The sequence below is a fragment of the Metabacillus sediminilitoris genome (assembly GCF_009720625.1).
Classification (GTDB): domain Bacteria; phylum Bacillota; class Bacilli; order Bacillales; family Bacillaceae; genus Metabacillus; species Metabacillus sediminilitoris.
In genome coordinates, this window is sequence record NZ_CP046266.1 from 4,569,604 (window position 1) to 4,589,134 (window position 19,531).

Genomic DNA, 19,531 nt, shown 5'->3' on the forward strand with positions numbered 1-19,531 from the left:
CTCGTTCCTAATGACAAAACTTGCTTAAGTTTCATACATGTAGGATATAAAGTTATTTCAGGATTTTGTAAGAGCTCCATCTTTAATAAATAAATCTCTTGGAAGTTTCGCGAATGTTTCACAGCCTGTTTCGGTTACTCGTAATGCTTCACTCGCCTCAAATCCGTATTGATCTAACCAAATGCCAGGAATGAGATGGAATGTCATATTTGGCTGAAGAATTGTTTTATCTCCTTTACGGATACTTGCTGTGTGCTCACCCCAGTCAGGAGGATAATTTAACCCCATTGCATAACCAAGTCGTGATTCCTTAATAATGCCGCTTTTTTGGATGGTTTTTCTCCAAGTTTCTTCAATTTCTTCACAGGCGATGCCAGGTTTTATCATGTCAAGACAAGCATTCAAACCTTCAACAACAACATCTGAAAGATTTTTAATTTTATCTGATGGTTTCCCAATATTTAATGTTCTTGCAAGCGGTGAGTGGTATCGTTTATAGCAACCCGCTAATTCTAAGATCACGGTATCACCTTGTTTATAGCGTTCATCTGTCCATGTTAAATGAGGAGTAGATGTTTTCTCTCCAGATGGGAGCAGTGGCATAATCGCCGGATAATCCCCGCCGTATTCTGCTGTTCCTGTAACTTGTGTGTGCAAGATTTTAGCAGCAACATCACATTCACGAACACCTTCATTAATCATTTCAATGCCAGCCATCATTGCTTTTTCAACAAATAATGCTGCACGTTTCATATACTCAATCTCAGTATCTGATTTCACAATGCGGACCCAGTTTACTAAAAGCGTTGCATCATGGAACTTTGCATTTGGCAGTCCTTTTTGCAGCTGTTGATAGCATTTGGCCGTGAAATAGTAGTTTTCCATTTCTACACCGATAGAACGGTTATCTTGACCAATTTGTTTTAAAATATCTGCGACAAAGTCCATTGGGTGTTTTACATCAGATTGTACATAATCTTCTGGGTACGGAATGATATTTTCATGGTATAGCCATGTAGTCACTTTCGCACCGTTTGCATCTTGAGTTCTTCCTATCCAAATTGGCTGATCTTCGTCATTAAAAATGATTAACATTTGATGTACATAGAACGACCAACCATCGTAACCAGATAAGTAGTTCATATTGGCTGGGTCCGTAATGAGTAATACATCAATCCCTTTTTCTGCCATTCTTTTTTTTGTTTTACGAATTCTCTCTTTATACTCTGCTGTTCCAAATGTCATAGGAACCTTCCCTCCTAAATTCAACAATGGTTTGTTTATGAAAATGTATGAATATCATTCTATGTGTTTATTATAGTGGCTGCGGGAAACATCTATCATCTGCAAAAATGTATGAAGATTTTAATTAGTTTGTAGTCAAATTATCAAAAAAGTATGAACTTTTTGGTAGATAATCTAACAAACACTGATTTCACGTGGTTTGTTTCGTTATACGCTTTATAGAAAGGTGTACATTTTGACAAACGACTTTGTCTTTTATACTATTTTTGCTGCTAAAAATGAATTTTCTACTTAAGTTATCCAAATAAAATAGACCGGCATGGAAATATCCATACCGGTCTCTATTAAAACCTATCATTTACCAACCGCGCTCTTGCATTCGTTGTGAACGGTCTAAGGTCGAGATTTCAATCCCTTTCATCGGATTGCCTAGACGTTTTGAAATATGAGCGATAAGCTCATAATCTTGATAATGAGTTGTTGCTTCGACGATCGCTTTTGCGAATTTTTCTGGATCATCGGACTTGAAGATTCCTGAGCCAACAAACACACCGTCAGACCCAAGCTCCATCATTAAGGCAGCATCAGCTGGAGTTGCAATTCCACCTGCAGCAAAGTTAACGACTGGGAGTCTGCCTGTTTCTCTGATTTGCAACAGAAATTCAAATGGTGCCTGTAAATCCTTCGCTTTTGTCATTAATTCATCATGACTCATGCTAGCCACTTGACGAATTTGCGCTTGAATAAGACGCATATGACGCACAGCTTCGACAACATTTCCTGTTCCAGGTTCCCCTTTTGTTCGTAGCATAGAAGCTCCTTCACCGATACGGCGCAATGCTTCTCCAAGGTTTCTTGCACCACATACAAAAGGAACGATGTATTTACGTTTATCAAGGTGATATTCTTCATCTGCTGGTGTCAATACTTCACTTTCATCAATGTAATCAACTCCAAGCGCTTCTAATACACGTGCTTCAACAATATGTCCGATACGAGCCTTTGCCATAACAGGGATGGATACTGCATTCATGACTTCCTCAACAATCGTCGGGTCTGCCATGCGTGCCACTCCTCCTGCAGCGCGAATATCAGCAGGAACACGTTCAAGTGCCATAACAGCAACAGCACCTGCTGCTTCTGCTATTTTTGCTTGTTCAGCATTGATGACGTCCATAATAACTCCACCCTTTTGCATTTCAGCCATTCCACGTTTAACAACATCAGTACCAATATTCACCATAATTTTATACCCCCAATATTTATCTTTGTTGTGTTAATTCTTCAGATACACCCATTTTCCAAGTCTTAATACTTAAATCCAATAAAAATAAATCATCAGGATCAACTAACGAAAGCCCTGTTAATGATTCAATTTTTCTTAAACGATACAACAAGGATTGCCGATGCAAATTCAATGATCTTGCCGTTTGACTTACATTACCGTGATATTGATTATACGCACTAAATGTACCAATTAAATCCATATTGCGTTGTTCGTCATATTCAACAAGCGGTTCAATTGTCGACATAATGACTTCCTTCATCTCATGATTTTGAGCAAGATTTAAGAGCACCCGGTCGACACGGGTATGCTCATACATCATGCGATGTCCTGTTCCTTTTTTTCGTCTTCCAATATTTAAGGCAACGTTTGCATGTTGATAGCTTTCTGCAAAGCCAGTAAAGCCTTCGCGAAAGTTCCCAATTCCCCAAGATATGACAACCTCAGGCAATAAATTCTTTAGACGTCTTTCTACTAGGTCTAAAAAATTTGTAGCGTTTTCATTTTTACACTGTATTTCTAAATATATAAGAAGCTGATCTCCTTGATATGTCATCATTACCTCTCGTTTAAGAGATTGTGCTGCATAATAAATTTCTTCTTCAATATAATGAATCATGCTTTCGAGCCAATGATCATAAGAATCATAATCCCGTTTTCGTTTTCGGAAAAGTTCCTCTAAGTTTTCAGGAAAACCTACAATACAGACGTAAGGATGCTTAATATTGTAGCCTAGTAATTTTGCTCGTGAATTCGCCTGATCACATGAAACAAATTCTCCTTTTGCAAGCTCTTGCACGAAATCACTGCGAAGACTGATTTTTGTTTCCTCGATAGCATTTTTTCTTGATAGCCAAAGAGCGATTGTTGTTGCTGAATGTTCTAGTACATTCACACGATACTGTGTTAAATAGGAGTCTACAGATGCATGAGGTGGGAGCATGACAAATATAAAGCCTTGTGCATCACCTAACACTTGTAGGACGGGGAGCTGAAGAACCGTCTGCTCTTCAATTTCTATCATTTGAAATTTTTGAAACATAGGGTCACGTGTTATCATCGATTCTTCTTTTTTTAAAGGGAGGATCCCTTGTAGAACACAGTTTTTCCACTTCTTAATAAACTCTTGAGAATGACAGCCTTTCTCTTGAATCGTTCCAGATCGATCCGTAATAATAATCGAACAGCCAATATGTCTTTGGATAAATTTTGAAATATGCTTAAGATCTGTTTCTTTTAAAATTAACTTTAATAGCTCCTGCTGGACTTTCTCTGATTTTTTCCGTTCTTTATGCTGAATATCGTTAATTTCTTTCATAACTTCTTCAATTATATTAGCAAAACGCACTTCCCATGGAAGTTCTATTAGCGTGAAGTTATGCTTCTCTGCTAATTCAATCACTTCCCGCGGAATATCGTATATATACCTTCCCATCGCAAACATAAGTGCTGATGCTTCAGAGTCGATAACATCTTGAACGAATGATTTTAACGTTTCAACATCATTATTGCAGCCAATTGCAGTCGTTAAAACAACTTCATTTTTACGAACAAAGTTTTCAACAGGCATCTCAATTACTGAAATCCACTGTACAGATCGTTCGTTTGCAATACTTTTCCCTGTTATGATTTTAGCATTTTTCATTATTTCGTAATTTAATATATCCTTTATTGTTAATCCCATGGTGTCCCCCCTCATGCCACTTTAAGATTAAAACAAGTAAGAAAAAATTAGCTTTCTCCAATCCAACTAAATCTACTTTTAACAGTTTTTTAACGACTATCTAGAAGATCATTATTTCTGATAGTTTGAAAACTTCTAATAATAGCAAACCATATTAAATGAATACAGTCTACTGAATTTCCTTTTTTTTCTCAATAAATTATTTTATTAATATATCAATTCGTTATCTACTTCTTTATAATGAGGGGGATTTACTCTCTATCAAAAAGAATGGCACCTGAAATACCTGGTTCAGTCATTTCATATGGATTTAAGATAATTTCTAATTCTTCTTCTGTTAATACGTCGTATAGTAAGCAAAGGTCACGAACAGATTTACCATTTATAATTGCTTCTCTTGCAATACGAGCCGCGACTTCATAGCCAATATGAGGATTAACCGCTGTTATAATACCGACACTTTTTTCTACATATCTTTTCAACCGTTCTTCATTTGCTTGAATGCCTTCAAGACAGTACGTGGTGAAAACAGTAAAAGCATTATTCATCATTTCAATGGATTGAAGTAAATTGAACACTAGTACAGGCTCCATTACATTTAGTTCAAGTTGACCAGCTTCTGAGGCCATGGAAATAGTCAAATCATTACCAGCCACTTGAAAAGCAACCTGATTTATCAACTCTGGCATAACAGGGTTTACTTTTCCTGGCATAATGGATGAACCTGGTTGTCTTGCCGGCAATACGATCTCACCTAAGCCTGTACGTGGGCCCGATGCCATTAAACGAATATCATTTGCTATTTTTGACATGTTTATCATACAAACCTTGAGTACAGCTGATACTTCTGTGTAGGTGTCTGTATTTTGCGTCGCATCAACTAAATGTTCAGCACCTGTTAGAGGAAGGCCGCTGCTATCAGCTAAATGTTTGATAACCATTTTAATGTAACGCGGATCAGCATTTAACCCTGTCCCAACAGCCGTTGCCCCCATATTTACTGCATATAAATGCTGGCATGATTGTTGAATTCGCTTTATGTCACGCTCTATTACACGACTATATGCTTCAAATTCTTGACCAAGACGGATTGGTACCGCATCTTGAAGATGTGTTCTCCCCATCTTTATAACATGGTCGAATTGTTTTGCCTTTGTCTTAAAGACCCCATGCATCTTCTCCATTGTATGTAATAATTTATCTAGCATATTCAGTGCTGCAAGATGGATTGCAGTTGGAAAGACATCATTGGTTGATTGTGACATATTTACATGGCTATTTGGACTTAATTGCATATAGTCACCTTTTTCATAGCCAAGTAATTCAAGGGCGCGATTAGCAATCACCTCATTTGCATTCATATTCATCGAGGTGCCAGCGCCCCCTTGAATTGGATCGACGATAAAATATTCATGCCATCTCCCTTCAATGATTTCCTCTGCAGCTTTTACGATTTGATTACCTAATCCTGAATATAAACGCTTTACCTCCATATTAGCTAAGGCTGCGGATTTTTTTACGATTGCGAATGCTTTAATTAATTCCTCATGAATCTGATATCCTGAAATTGGAAAGTTTTCTGCAGCTCTCAATGTTTGGATTCCATAATATGATTCCTTTGGTACTTCCATTGACCCTAAAAAATCGCTTTCGATTCTTACATTATCAATACCAATACCACTTGACATCATCTCACCCTTTGTTTGCAAGCATATAATTTTCAATTATTTTATTTAAGATTGATAGATCAACATTATGTCCGCTAATAATAATGACAAGATCACCATCTTGATAAGGAATGTTATTACCTAAAACGGCTGCGACCCCAGTTGCTGCTGCACCCTCCATTATGATTCGGTGTTTATCCATCATAAAAGCCATACTATATGCAATCTCATCTTCAGGTATGAGTAGTACATCATCTTTATATTTCTGAACCATTTCAAAGGTGTATTGATTTGTAAGCCCGATGCCACCTAATAAACTATCAGCAAGTGTCTCGCTTTCCTCGAGTTTTACAGGTTTTCCGGCTTTCAAGCTTTCATACATGACAGCGGACTTTTCCATTGAAACACCAGTTACTCTTATATCCGGATCATTTGATTTTAATGCCAAGCCAACGCCAGACAGAAGGCCTCCACCTGATAGAGGAATAATAACATCCGTTATATTAGGAAGGGTCTCCAGCAATTCCAAGCCAATTGTACCTTGTCCAGCAATAATATGCGGATCATCAAATGGCTCGATTACCGTTAACCCTTTCACTCTTTCCAACTCATAACAGCGTTCTCCCGCCTCATCTTGGCTTTCTCCAACAATCTCTATTTTTGCTCCAAGCCTTTTTAACGAATCGACTTTTGCTTTTGGTACACGATTTGAAATACATACAACTGCTTCGATTCCTAGTTTTTGCGCCACGTATGCAACAGCCATACCATGATTTCCTGTTGAATATGTGGCAACCCCTCGTTTTTTTTCTTTCTCGTTTAAGCTAAGGATTTTATTTGCCGCACCTCTAACTTTAAATGCTCCAACATCATGAACATTTTCAAGTTTTAAATAAACAGAGCGACCTATTATTTCAGAAAGAATCATAGATTTGATTAATGGTGTTGAAGTTACAATAGAAGCAATACGTTTCTTTGCTTCCCAAATATCACGGATTTTTATCTCTTTTTTAACTTCTATTTGTTCTGTATAAGTCATAATGTCCTCCCCTCGTAGATCATTACTCTTATTATTCATAAGATAAATACTAATTCCTTCTATATAAGATATCAATTGTCAAAACTGACTATAAAATAATGAAAGTTTTCATACAGTTTGTTCTATAAAAATGTGAAACTGTAAGAATAAAAAAAGCCGAACTCCTTTGCAAGTAAGGAAGAACGGCTTGATTACTTAATTTTGCATACGTGGATCAACATAATCTGGATAATCTGTAATAATTGCGTCAACTCCCATTTCCAAAAGGAAATCTGCTGTCTCTTGGCTTCGGACTGTCCATGAAGATATTTTCATTCCTAAATCATGCACTTCATTCACTAACTCTTTTGAAACGATTGTATAACTAGGGTTAAAGTAATCTGCATAAGAAGAAAACTCTTGTAGTGCCATTGGTGTTGTATGAGTTTTAGAAGACGTTAACACGCCCATAGGTACTTTTGGTAATAAATCGTTCATTTTTTTTACAGATTCAAAATTAAACGATTGGATAATTATTTTTTCATTACTTGGTTTATCAAGATTCTTTGCTTTTAATGCCTTCGCTACACTTTCCTCAATCCCAGGATAAAGCTCTGGTGCTTTTAATTCTATTAAAATACCAATTTTCCCATGATATCTGTCAAGAATTTCATCAAATGTCGGAATTTTTTCTCCAGTAAACTGCTCACCTTTCCAACTACCTGCATCAAGATTTCTTAGCTCATCAAACGTTAAATCACCGACTTTCCCAGTACCGTCCGTTGTTCTATCAACGGTTGTATCATGGATTAATACTAATTCTCCATCTTTACTTCTTTGAACATCGATTTCAATATAGTCGGCTTTCATTTCTACTGCTTTATCAAAGGCAGCTATCGTATTCTCGGGTGCATATCCAGAAGCACCGCGATGTGCAACATTATCAACCTTTCTTATTTCACCTGTTGATTCTGCAGCAAAGGTTTGGTGAAGTGAACTAAATAGTAACGTAAAAGCGAGGCCAACTCCTGCGACTAATTTCTTATTCATAGCTCCATCTCCTATCTAAAATATTATTTCACTATTCATTCTAGATAAGAAATATGTATCCAGCATGAAGTTATGATTACAGTAAATTAATGATTTTGTGAAAGAAAATAGTAAGTTTAGATTAATTCTATTTACAAATAAAATGACAGTTAAAATGATTCCATTATCATTTAGTATTCATAAGGTGTGTAATTAATCTTTTCTCTAGTTCATTTTGTGTTAAAACTCGATTTACATAATCAACAAATAGACTTAATGATGGATGTTCATTTTAACTTTAAGTCTATTTGTCCTATCAATCTTTTATATTGTTAAACTTTAACTCCTACAAATACTTTACACATTTTTCTTTCATAACGGTTAATAAGTGACTTTTAGCCTTCTAAGGAGTTTTCACTCCTATGATTTCCAGTTATAAAATGTGGTTAATTAATAAAAAAAGGATAAAACTTATAATTTTTAACAAATAATTGTTTTAATGGTTAAATAAGGAACGATTTGTAACATTGCTATTATATCCTCGTAATATCGTAATATAACTGTTAACTCCTTGTCCTTTATAAGCTTGTGTTTCGTGTTAAGATAGGAAACATCGATTAGCACAAGTAAGGAAGCAACCTAGGAGGTAAGTAAAATGAAAAAAAGCATTTTATCATTCATAACCGTTGTTGCATTAACTGTAGGTATTACTGGAAATGCCTCAGCTGAAGAAGTGAATGTGCAAGAGGGTGACACTCTTTGGGATATTGCAGAACAAAAAGATGTGTCTGTTGAAGAGTTAAAAGATTGGAATGAGTTAACAGGAGATATTATTCAACCTGAAGATAAATTATTTATTCAAGAGTATTATGAAATTATTAAGGGCGATTCTCTCTGGAATATCGCTGTAGAAAATAACGTGTCAGTTGATGATCTTAAAGAGTGGAACGGGATTGTCTCTCATATCATCCATCCTGGTAACAAAATAATCATAGAACATAAAGACAATAAGCAAGAAACTACTACAACAGCTACTAACAATCAAGTGAAGTCTGTAACTGTTGAGAATGATTCAACAAAACCAGTTGAAAAATCTGAAGTAGCTGTACCTGTTGAAAAGACAGAAGAAAAATCTGATGAAGAAGCTTCTGTTGAAAAATCTGCTGAAAAGGAGATAACTGTTGAAGCAACAGCTTATACAGCAAATTGTGAAGGATGTTCTGGTACGACAAAAACAGGTATTGACTTAAAAGCTAATCCAAATCAAAAGGTAATTGCCGTTGATCCCGATGTTATTCCATTAGGTACAAAAGTACATGTAGAAGGTTATGGTGAAGCCATTGCCGGCGATACTGGCGGAGCAATTGATGGTAAAAAAATTGACGTGTTTATTCCATCAGAATCAGAAGCAAAGCAGTGGGGAAGAAAGGATGTTCAAGTTAAGATTTTGGATTAATATATAAAACCCTAAGTTCAAATAGAACTTAGGGTTTATTTTATGATAGTCATTCTTTATTTTTCATTATAAATAATATATTTTATTTAAATACACTTGCCCATAATCTTTAATAGAATTGAACTAAGTATCTTTTGTCCATCCTGTGAGGTCGCAATCACTTAAAGCTTGATCAACAAAAGCTTATATTAATCGAGTTTGTCCTGAAGTATTGAACTCTTTTTATGAAAAGAGAAATAAGTTACGAAATCTATTAACCTATTGTACATGGGGGTGGGTTTCTTTCGGTATCCCAGGCACATACTGCTTGCCTTTCGTGCTTGCATTAAATTCAGCTTTTGCTTTTTCCAATACATTGTCTTTGTTTAACAACAAGTCATAGGCTGTCAGTGCCATCGTTTTTGCAGCATAATGCATACCTTTTATACCAATGGAAGAACCGAAACTTGCGGTTGCCTGCCACGTATGAAATTGGACTCCTGCTGGAGCACATGTTGTCATGATTTGTCCAACAGGTTTTATCCAACAAACATCACCTACATCTGTCGAAGCCCCAAATGTCGTTCCTATTAAGGATTTGTTGTTCAGACAATTGGTTGGAAGCAATTCCTCAACTTCATTTTCTATCATATTTTTTGTATTTAAGGTGCCCGCTAAATCTTTGGCAAAAGACTTCTCATCTTCTGTATATGTCAGCTCATTTAACTGCAGCATATTGTCATACAGCAAATCATTTAAGATTTCATTTGGGAAAGTTTCATACGGGCTCGCCAATATCTCCCAAGTAACTTCTGTTTCAGTCATCATGGCTGCACCTCGGGCAATCTTTTGCAATCTATTTTGCATTTCCTTTACTATGTCTTTTGTTGCGGCTCTCAAATAATACCAAACACTTGCCTCACCAGGCACAATATTAGGTGCAAGACCTCCATTTGTAATTACATAATGTATTCTCGAACCGTCAGGAACATGTTCTCTCATGTAATTAGACCCTACATTCATAAGTTCAACAGCATCAAGTGCACTTCTTCCTGTATGAGGAGCTACTCCAGCATGTGCAGTTGTTCCTTTAAAGTAAAATTTTATTGATGTCATGGCTTGCAAACTTGAATTCGTGATTTCATTCGCTGTACCCGGGTGCCAGGTCAAGACACAATCCAAATCATCAAATGCGCCCGCTCTTGCCATAAATGTCTTTCCAGACAATAGCTCTTCAGCTGGACAGCCATAATAGCGAATTGTACCAATTAGACCTTCTTGTTCAATCGCTTTTTTTATTGCTGCTACTGCTTCAACTCCCGCTGTTCCAAGCAAATTGTGCCCGCATCCATGCCCTGGTCCATTTGGGACTACCTCTTGACGAGATGGACTAACTGTTTGCGACAATCCTGGTAAGGCATCATATTCTCCCAATATTCCTATGATCGGTTTACCTGAACCGTATTCCGCTATAAAAGCTGTTTGAATTCCTCCGATAGATGTTTCAATCGTAAATCCCTCTTCTTTTAGTTCTACCATTTGCAAATTTGAAGCATATTTTTCCTCATATGACATTTCGGGATGCTCCCAAATCTTTCTCGCCATATCTGAAAATGAAGCCTGATTTTCCTCTAACCATTGCAGTAGATTTTGTTTACTCAATACTGACCTCTCCTTCTTATATTCTAGTTTTCATGGCTACAATTAATTTTTCATAAAGAAAGACAACTAGTCATTTAGATTGATTTTCCTCCACTAATGATTACATTATTCTCAAAGGATAAGTCTCTTTTTTTATTTAAGGCCACTGCTGCTACAATGCTTAAAACTGCGCAAACAATAAGATAGATGAAAGCTGGTGTATAAGAACCGTTAAATTTTTCAATTAAATATCCCATAGCCATTGGGGCAAGGAAAGCCCCAATCATTCCCCCCAGGTTTATAATCCCTATAGCTGTACCGATATTAGTCTTTGAAATCACTTTATGCGGTAAGGAAAAGATAGTGGCAAATACGAGTCCATGAAATATTGTGCACAATGACTGAAATGTAATGACAAACGTTACAGATGGCGCATTATATAACAAATACAAACATACGATGACCAAAATAGAGCTCACAATAGCGATCAATTTTTCTTTTCCACTCAAATAAGATTGAATTAGCTGCCCACCAATAACTGTTGCAATGGCACCCGTTAGTGCTGGAATTGAAGTAAGCATTCCCATTGACATGAGATCAAGTCCTCTAGCTCCTACTAGATAAGGAGGCATCCATGATATTAGTCCCCAAATAACTGTGCTCATTCCAAACCACATAATGGCTAACTTCCATGTGATCGGTATTTTAATAACATCTTTAAATGAAGCTTTTTCTGAGACTTCTTCTTCAGAATGATCTTGCTTCATATTTTCTGGTTTCAGGTAATGCCAAAGCAGCCATGCAACCACAATACCTAAAATACCAATAGTCAAAAATAAATTTTTCCAGCCAATCCACACTAGTAATGGTGTCGCAATAAGCGGTGCTATTACTCCTCCAAGTGAATTTGATGACATCATGATCGTCTGAGCTCCAGGACGTTCTTTCTTTGGAAAAGCATTGGCTATCGCTTTCGAACTTGCAGCTGGATATGCTCCTTCACCGAGGCCAAACATAAAACGAATCACAACCATCGACATTAATGACCATGCCATCCCTGTTAAAACAGTAAAGATAGACCAAAATAAAATAGCGACTGCAATTACTTTTCTGGATCCGTATTTATCCGCCAGCCAGCCACCAGGCACTTGCATAATTGCGTATCCTGCAAAGAAACTACTAAGTACAATTCCCATCACAGAAGGACTGAGATTAAAATCCTTCGCAATTTCAACAATGCCCACATTCATTGCCATTCTGTCTAGATAAGATAAACACCATCCTAAAAATAAAAGTACAAGTATTAAGTGCCTTTTTTTATTTTCTATTAAGCTGTTTTGCATATTTACATATCCCCCTTTTTAGTTCACGAATAAATTCCAAAAACAAACCAACGAAAAACGAGACATGCCACAACAAAATGCAATGTTTAAATTAACGTTTCTCCTCTCAAATAAAGTGGAATCGCTTACAAAAAAATGATAGGAAACAATTTTCCCTTCTCTATGTTTACTAAATATTATAAAATATCAGATAAATAAACAATGTGGAATCAAACAAAGTTCAGCTCTTACCATTGTTGATATCAACATCTGAGGTGAAGAAACTATGCAAAATAAAAAGGTCATTCAAAAAGAGGTAACCATTGAAAATCAAAAAACACATCATGTGATGATGAATTTGATTGAAAGTTTCAAAGCAATTAGCTCTTCTCTCGAATTAGATGAAGTACTGAATAAAATTATCCATTTTGCCTTTAATATTACCGAGAACGCAGATGCCGGCTATATCCAGTTATTAGAGGAACATTCGAATCAATTAATCGTAAAATCTTTCGTTGGTTTTAACGACTCTATTAAACATTTTAAGGTAAATGTGGGTGAGTCAATTACAGGTAAGGTATATCAAGAGGGCTGTGAGTGTCTGATTGGAACAAAAAATGAGATTTATGATAATATGACCGACTTAAGCAAGGATAATTTTTCTATTCTTGAACAAGCGCACAATTCTCGAAATATTAAATCCATTTTATCAATACCTATCTCATTCCAATCGAAAAAAATAGGCGTTATCACCCTTCATTGCTTTGAGAAAGAAGATGGTCTCAGCAAGTCAGACCTTATTCTTTTACAGAGCTTCGCTGCTCAGGCTGCTATTGCCATACATAATGCCCAGCTTCACAAAGAAGTACAGGAAAGCCTAAATGAAGTCACTCATTTATCAGAAAAACTCAGAGAAGTTAACGGGTTGTTAGCAAAAAGAGGAGATATTCACAATCTTCTTACTAGGTTGTCGATTCAAAACAAAGGGCTGAATGCCATTATTTTAGAAATGAATAAAATGATGGAGAAAAGTTTTGTCTTAGCAGATTACCTGATGGGCAAATGTGTGCCTAAATACAATCCTCATGTAGCAAAAAGTCTTGATGACATCTTTCTACTCTTCACCAATAAATCTGAGCCTGCTTATGTGTTGATCTGTGATACTTTTGAAACAGCTTGCTATATTTATCCGATAAGGTCGGGATCTATTTTTTTAGGATGTTTAATTGTCGAAGGTCATTCTCCGCTGTCACAACTCGACAAACTGATTATTGAACAGGGAGCTCCAATACTCTCTCTTGAATTGATGAAGCTTCGGTCCCAGACCGAAATCATGTATAAGAAAACAAATGAAGCCTATCAACAATTTCTAAAAAAAAGAAAACCTCAGCAGGTAGAAATCGCTGCAGCGGATTTAGGTATACAGATCCATTACTTTCACTTGACTGCTCTCATAGAGCTTGATGGAAGCGCCGATCTTCATTCCCTTGAAAATAATGCATTACTATTGCTTAATCACCTGAAAAAGAAAATTCCATCTGAAAACACACTTCTTTTTAGCTATAACAATAAGATTACCTTTTTTTCTTCATCTATGAACACAGAGCATGAAAAATATCTCATAGAAATAATTGAAAGTAGTATCCAATTGTGGAACCAGCAGTTTACTATTACTGCCAGATCGGGAATTTCCACTGGACAGTACTACCCAGGTCATGCTGAAGAAAATCACATAAAAGCTGAAAAAGCCCTTCTTTATCTGAAAAAACAAAAGAAAAAAGGGGTTCTTCATTATAGGGATATAGGAATCAGCCGCTTATTTTTACACCATCATACAGAAGAAATTGAAGTATTTTTACAAGAGACGTTCTCCTTGTTATGGACTGAACATAGTGAACTACTGGAAACTCTGATTACGTATGTACAGAATAACCGCTCAATGAATATAACCGCTAAAGAAATTCATATTCACACAAACACTCTCTATAACCGAATTAAAAAAATGGAGGAAATTCTTGAATTAGATTTCAATCAGTTTGAGGACTACTTAAAAGTTCAGCTCGCTGTTTATCTTTATAAAACCTTTATTAAATGACATAAATAAACTACCCGTCTGAATTAAATACAAACTGGTAGTTTTTATATTTAGTAGAAACACCTTCAAAGGTAGGAATATTAACCATACCCATTAGAAATGAATCAAATTGATTGGTTATTATGAAAACATAACGATTCCTACTCCTCCAGATAAAAGAATCACAAACATCGGGTGCCACTTTAATTTGATTAATGCAAATAATGATAAGCCAAATACAACGAATAGGAACATTGATTGCCACGATAAATTCAGACTGATTACATGATTAGAAATGGCAAACTTGATTGCGGAATAAAAAATAAGTCCTAACACAACTGGTCGTAAACCATAAAATGCTGCTTCTACCATCCTATTTTTATAAAATTTACTAAATAAAACGGCAATAATGATAATCAGAATGAAGGATGGAAGGACAATCCCTAATGTTGAGACAACCGATCCTAGGATTCCCGCCTGAGAATAACCTACTAATATTGCACTATTTGTTGCAATTGGCCCTGGTGCCATGCCTGCGATCGCAATAATATCTGTAAATTCTTGAGTTGTCATCCAGCCATGATTAACAGTCTCCATCTCAATAACAGGAATAATTGCATAACCTCCCCCAAAGGAAATGAAGCCAATTAAAAAGAATGTCATGAACAAATCCAAAAGCAAAAAGATCATCCCCCACATTTATTCATGTTTATCTTTGAATAACCCAGTTCAACTTACTCATGTTTATATTGCAGTATCCTTTTTGCATTCTCCTTTAGCAGAAATCATTTTTCCGCTATTATCCAATTTATCTTTAATTAACATTAGGATGATTCCAATCACCATTCCTCCTAATATAACGAATAGAGGATGAATGTTTATAAATAAGAGGATTAGTAATGCTATGACAAAAACGATAAAGGTAGAATAATCAAGAATAGATGTTTTGCCTATTTTAATTCCTGCATAAACAATCAATGCTACAATCGAAGCTCTACTCGACATAAATGCTGCTTCTACTACTGAATTACCCCTAAAAAACATATATAAAAAACCCAATATTAATACGATTGTAAAAGTAGGTAGTAAGATACCTATCATTGCTGCAATTGAACCTCTTACTCCACCAAATCGATACCCGATGAAAATAGCTGTGTTAACAGCTATTGCACCAGGAACTGACTGTGCTAATGCGAAAACATCGGTTATATCTTCCCTTTTTAACCATTTTTTATTATCAACTACTTCTTTTTCAATTTCGGGTATTAATGCATAACCGCCCCCGAATGTTACTGGGCTCAGCTTAAAAAAGAACCAAAAAATTGCGAAGGATCGTTTCCATAGCTTACTCATTCTTCTCCTTCTTTCTCTAACAATCTTTGAAATGAAAATAATCATTTAAAGAATATCTTACTAATAATGTATCAATAATAGGAGGTATGGTAAATTCGAATAATGTTATAAGCTATAACGAATCGTTATAGCTATACAGCTAACATATTCAATTTCATTTTATTTTAATAAGAATACATATCTAAAAAAAGCTGCCTTTCACCTAATGATTTGGTGACAGACAGCTAAAAACTGATTATGTAGAATATGTTTTTTGAAATAAAAAATCACGAAATACTTTAACAGATTTCTGGATAATATAATCTTTCTTTTGGACAACCCATAGGTTTCTTTTAAAATCAATGCCCTCAATTGGCAATGCCTTTAATGAACCCTCTTTTAGTTCTTTTTCAATGGCCAATTTCGATAGAATGCTTATACCTAAATTCTCTTCAACAGCACCCTTTATTGCTTGCGTGCTCCCAAACTCCATATAAACATGAAGTTGATCTAGCAGATTATGTTGTTTGAGAATTTCCTCCACTAACACTCTAATTCCAGAGTTTTCTTCTCTCCATATTAATTTCTCAGTTAAAACATCTCGTAATGGCACATTACGATTATTTTTCCATTTATGTTTTGCAGCGAAAACGACCATCGGCTCATCTTGGGCAAATTTCGTTACTTTAAAGTTCTCACCTTTTACTTCACCTTCTACTAATGCAATGTGTATTTGATCCTTTTCAAGCTGAGCAAGAATGGTCGGTGTACTTCCTATTTTCAATGTAATCTCTATTTGTGGAAAGTTCTTTTTAAATTCCCCTAATAGCTTTGGCAATAAATACTCTCCAATTGTGAGTGATGCACCGATATTTAAAGCTAATTTCACTTTATTTTTTATTTGACTGACAATAACAAGTGATTGATGATAATCATTGACTATTTTTTTTGCAATTGGATATAATGCTTTTCCGCTTTCCGTTAAGATGAGCTTTCCATTGTTGCGTTCAAATAATAATGTTTCATAGTTTTCCTCTAGCAAGTGAATTTGTTTTGAAACTGCTGGTTGTGATAAGTATCTTTTCTTTGCAGCTTTATTTATGCTGCCTTCTTCTACTACAAGACAAAAAACCTCAAGGTTTTCAATCTTCATTTCATCACCACTTTAGGTTATTTTTCCTGCCAACATTCTCATTTAGTCTAAAGTTCATACTTTTTTAGTCCATGTTAAAATTCCTTCGAAGAAAAAGGTAAAAAGAATTTTACTCCGCGCTTATTAATCGGTAAAACCTTCATATCAGCAATTAAATGACTACTATAACTAAGCAAACATGTTAGAAATATGCCCTCGATTCGAATCGAAGCTTCAAAATAATGAGCAATAAAAGCAAAAAATCCAATTCCTAATAGTGAGTGAGTGTAGCTTCGATGAGGGAGAAAGGAAGCAATAATAATATAAATACCTAATAAAATCAGCCATATTTCTTGTAATGAAATACCTCCCGCCAGCACACCTAAACCGGTAATTGTTAACATATGCCTTTGCTTAATATAGGAAGCAATCACAATGATAGCTACGCCTGCGCCAATACCTAACCACCTTTCACTACCTGTTCCTTCAAAAAAAATATAGACAATCATCATTAAGCCGATTAATTGTGCGACAGATCGAATTAACGTATGTGAAAATGTAATTTTATTACTTAGTTTCCCATCAATATCAATATCAGGAATCAGTCCCGCTAATCCACCCAATCCTACAAGTAATAAAGTTGTAGTCGGATCAGCGTGAACTGTCTGGGCAACGACAAACCCTGTTCCAGCTCCGATTGTTGCATGTGCAGTCCCGTTCAATTTATCCACCTATTTCTCTATAAATTTGCATTAAAATTATAGTATACATGAAAATAAGCGGGATAAAGGTAGTGTTTTTTCAAAATGCACTACCTTTTACATTTCGTTGATAAATCGTTATGATATACCAAAGCTTATCGGACATCTTACATGCTGTCATTCCTTATGCATTTGCTTCCTAGTATGACATTATGCCGTTCATGTTTCTTGATTAAAATGTTTTAGAAGTGAGGAAATAATTATGCTCTCCTTTACAGAAAGAACGATCAATATTATTAAGAATATCCCCCCCGGAAAGGTCATGACTTATGGACAAATTGCAAGGTTGGCCGGCAGTCCAAGAGGAGCAAGACAAGTCGTCCGAATACTTCATTCGATGAGTGCAAAATATCATCTTCCTTGGCACAGAGTGATTAATTCAAAAGGAGAGATTGGCTTAAAGGAAAATGAAGCCATTTCTGCTCAAAAACAATTTCTCGAAGATGAAGGGATTGTATTCAATAAAAACCATGTTATTGACCTAAAATTATATCAATTTCATCCAGAACATGAATCCGAAGATTGGATATAATGGTGACTTGTAGAATTAAGAGCAAGATATCAGCGATTACGATTACGATTAGTCAGTTAAAAGATTTTTTTCCACTAAACTTTGATTTCCCTTTAAAAGTTGCTACTATTAATACAAATAATACCAATAATTAGGTTAAGCGATACGTTCATAAGAGGGATTTTCTTCATCTACCTAGACTTTTCAGGCTTTTACAAGCAGTTAATCTCCTGCCTAGTCTTTTAAAACCGGGATATTACTGCCTGATAATCTCTAACAAAGGAGACAAGTTATGTATAAAGGGATAAAATATTTCTTGCTTTTATTAGCCTTAACAGGTTGCTCGCTTGAGGATTCACAAAATAGCCGTGAACAAAAAAATAATACAATTGATGAAGAAGCAATTGAAACAATCAGTTCAACGGTAGATGTATTAGCTACTAACTTACATATACCTTGGACAATTACAAAACATGATGAAACATTTTATTTAACTCAGCGTGATGGTCAAATCATTGAAACAGTCGCTGGGTCAGGATCAGTAAAAACTCAACAATTATCTGTCACAAAAGATGTCCTTCACGAAGGTGAAGGTGGATTGCTCGGATTCGTGTTGACGCCTAACTTCGATTCTACTCAACAAGCGATCGCTTACCATACGTATGTACAAGAAAATATGACACAAAATCGAGTTGTTGTGCTACAAAAGAATGGAGATACATGGAAGGAAACGAACGTCCTTTTAGAGGATATTCCCGGAGGTCAAATACATAATGGCGGCAGAATGAGAATCGGCCCGGATGGAATGCTTTATATTACAACAGGTGATTCAGGACATTCAGAACTCGCTCAAAACAAAAACAGCTTAGCAGGGAAAATCCTTCGTATGAACTTAGATGGGACCATCCCCAAAGACAATCCTTTCCCAAACTCATATGTATATTCATATGGGCACCGCAATCCACAAGGATTAGCATGGGACGAAGAAGGAAGGTTATATAGCACGGAACACGGCCAGACTGCCCATGATGAAATAAATTTGATTAAACCTGGTCAAAACTATGGCTGGCCTGTCATTCAAGGAGATGAAGAAGCACCAGGTATGATATCTCCTCTTTTCCATACTGGTGAAGATACTTGGGCACCATCCGGTATTGATTATAATAATGGAAAACTTTACATTGCAACCTTAAGAGATTCAAGAATCCGTAGTTTTGATTTAACAACACGGTCAGTGGACATTATTCATGAAAATAGCGGCAGAATGCGTGATGTGTATATCGAGGATTCAAGACTCTTTACCATAACAAACAATCGTGATGGTCGCGGCCAACCAAGGAAAGATGATGATAAATTACTAAAGATTGATCTTTAAGAAAGATTTAAAACCCTTAG

General features: G+C 35.8%; 16 protein-coding genes. 4 read left to right on the forward strand and 12 right to left on the reverse strand.

What is annotated here, in order from left to right; all coding sequences use genetic code 11:
* Positions 1 to 57: 57 nt before the first annotated feature.
* The 6 genes from GMB29_RS22080 to GMB29_RS22105 all read right to left on the reverse strand — a co-directional run bounded on the left by GMB29_RS22080 (position 58) and on the right by GMB29_RS22105 (position 7,949).
* Positions 58 to 1,245 (reverse strand): M24 family metallopeptidase, encoded by a 1,188-nt coding sequence (locus tag GMB29_RS22080; protein WP_136357372.1) that lies wholly within the window; start codon positions 1,243 to 1,245, stop codon positions 58 to 60.
* Between the two features lie 358 nt (positions 1,246 to 1,603).
* Positions 1,604 to 2,488 (reverse strand): pyridoxal 5'-phosphate synthase lyase subunit PdxS, encoded by an 885-nt coding sequence (pdxS, locus tag GMB29_RS22085; protein WP_136357374.1) that lies wholly within the window; start codon positions 2,486 to 2,488, stop codon positions 1,604 to 1,606.
* A 19-nt stretch (positions 2,489 to 2,507) separates the two neighbouring features.
* Positions 2,508 to 4,214, reverse strand: coding sequence for a PucR family transcriptional regulator (locus GMB29_RS22090; RefSeq protein WP_136357377.1), 1,707 nt, complete (start codon positions 4,212 to 4,214; stop codon positions 2,508 to 2,510).
* Positions 4,215 to 4,465: 251 nt separating this feature from the next.
* A complete protein-coding gene (gene aspA / locus GMB29_RS22095) occupies positions 4,466 to 5,902 on the reverse strand; it encodes an aspartate ammonia-lyase (RefSeq protein WP_406600288.1) in 1,437 nt (478 codons plus the stop codon).
* A gap of 4 nt (positions 5,903 to 5,906) precedes the next feature.
* Positions 5,907 to 6,920, reverse strand: coding sequence for a hydroxyectoine utilization dehydratase EutB (gene eutB / locus GMB29_RS22100; protein ID WP_136357379.1), 1,014 nt, complete (start codon positions 6,918 to 6,920; stop codon positions 5,907 to 5,909).
* A gap of 195 nt (positions 6,921 to 7,115) precedes the next feature.
* Entirely contained in the window at positions 7,116 to 7,949 is an 834-nt protein-coding gene (locus GMB29_RS22105; protein WP_136357381.1) for a glycerophosphodiester phosphodiesterase, read from the reverse strand.
* Positions 7,950 to 8,583: 634 nt separating this feature from the next.
* Here GMB29_RS22105 and GMB29_RS22110 point away from each other — a divergent pair.
* Positions 8,584 to 9,384 carry a LysM peptidoglycan-binding and 3D domain-containing protein gene (locus GMB29_RS22110; protein ID WP_136357383.1) on the forward strand — a complete coding sequence of 267 codons (801 nt, stop codon included), beginning with the start codon at positions 8,584 to 8,586 and terminating at the stop codon, positions 9,382 to 9,384.
* Between the two features lie 258 nt (positions 9,385 to 9,642).
* Here GMB29_RS22110 and GMB29_RS22115 read toward each other — a convergent pair whose 3' ends face one another.
* Both GMB29_RS22115 and GMB29_RS22120 read right to left on the reverse strand, forming a co-directional pair.
* Positions 9,643 to 11,025, reverse strand: coding sequence for an amidohydrolase (locus GMB29_RS22115; protein ID WP_136357385.1), 1,383 nt, complete (start codon positions 11,023 to 11,025; stop codon positions 9,643 to 9,645).
* Between the two features lie 74 nt (positions 11,026 to 11,099).
* A complete protein-coding gene (locus GMB29_RS22120) occupies positions 11,100 to 12,347 on the reverse strand; it encodes an MFS transporter (protein WP_136357387.1) in 1,248 nt (415 codons plus the stop codon).
* Between the two features lie 331 nt (positions 12,348 to 12,678).
* Here GMB29_RS22120 and GMB29_RS22125 point away from each other — a divergent pair, with 331 nt between their 5' ends.
* Positions 12,679 to 14,421 (forward strand): helix-turn-helix domain-containing protein, encoded by a 1,743-nt coding sequence (locus GMB29_RS22125; protein WP_227551405.1) that lies wholly within the window; start codon positions 12,679 to 12,681, stop codon positions 14,419 to 14,421.
* A 120-nt stretch (positions 14,422 to 14,541) separates the two neighbouring features.
* Here the strand turns inward: GMB29_RS22125 and GMB29_RS22130 are convergent, their stop codons facing one another.
* From GMB29_RS22130 to GMB29_RS22145, 4 genes are all read right to left on the reverse strand, one after another.
* The gene (locus tag GMB29_RS22130; protein WP_227551406.1) at positions 14,542 to 15,081 is read right to left on the reverse strand and encodes a chromate transporter; all 540 of its coding nucleotides are present in this window, start codon (positions 15,079 to 15,081) and stop codon (positions 14,542 to 14,544) included.
* Positions 15,082 to 15,144: 63 nt separating this feature from the next.
* Entirely contained in the window at positions 15,145 to 15,753 is a 609-nt protein-coding gene (locus GMB29_RS22135) for a chromate transporter (RefSeq protein WP_136357393.1), read from the reverse strand.
* 235 nt (positions 15,754 to 15,988) lie between these two features.
* Positions 15,989 to 16,885, reverse strand: coding sequence for a LysR family transcriptional regulator (locus GMB29_RS22140; RefSeq protein ID WP_136357395.1), 897 nt, complete (start codon positions 16,883 to 16,885; stop codon positions 15,989 to 15,991).
* A 74-nt stretch (positions 16,886 to 16,959) separates the two neighbouring features.
* Positions 16,960 to 17,586 (reverse strand): metal-dependent hydrolase, encoded by a 627-nt coding sequence (locus GMB29_RS22145; RefSeq protein ID WP_136357448.1) that lies wholly within the window; start codon positions 17,584 to 17,586, stop codon positions 16,960 to 16,962.
* A gap of 241 nt (positions 17,587 to 17,827) precedes the next feature.
* Between GMB29_RS22145 and GMB29_RS22150 the strand changes: the two genes are divergently transcribed.
* Positions 17,828 to 18,157 (forward strand): MGMT family protein, encoded by a 330-nt coding sequence (locus tag GMB29_RS22150; protein WP_136357397.1) that lies wholly within the window; start codon positions 17,828 to 17,830, stop codon positions 18,155 to 18,157.
* Between the two features lie 271 nt (positions 18,158 to 18,428).
* Positions 18,429 to 19,511, forward strand: coding sequence for a PQQ-dependent sugar dehydrogenase (locus tag GMB29_RS22155; protein ID WP_136357399.1), 1,083 nt, complete (start codon positions 18,429 to 18,431; stop codon positions 19,509 to 19,511).
* Positions 19,512 to 19,531 lie beyond the last annotated feature (20 nt).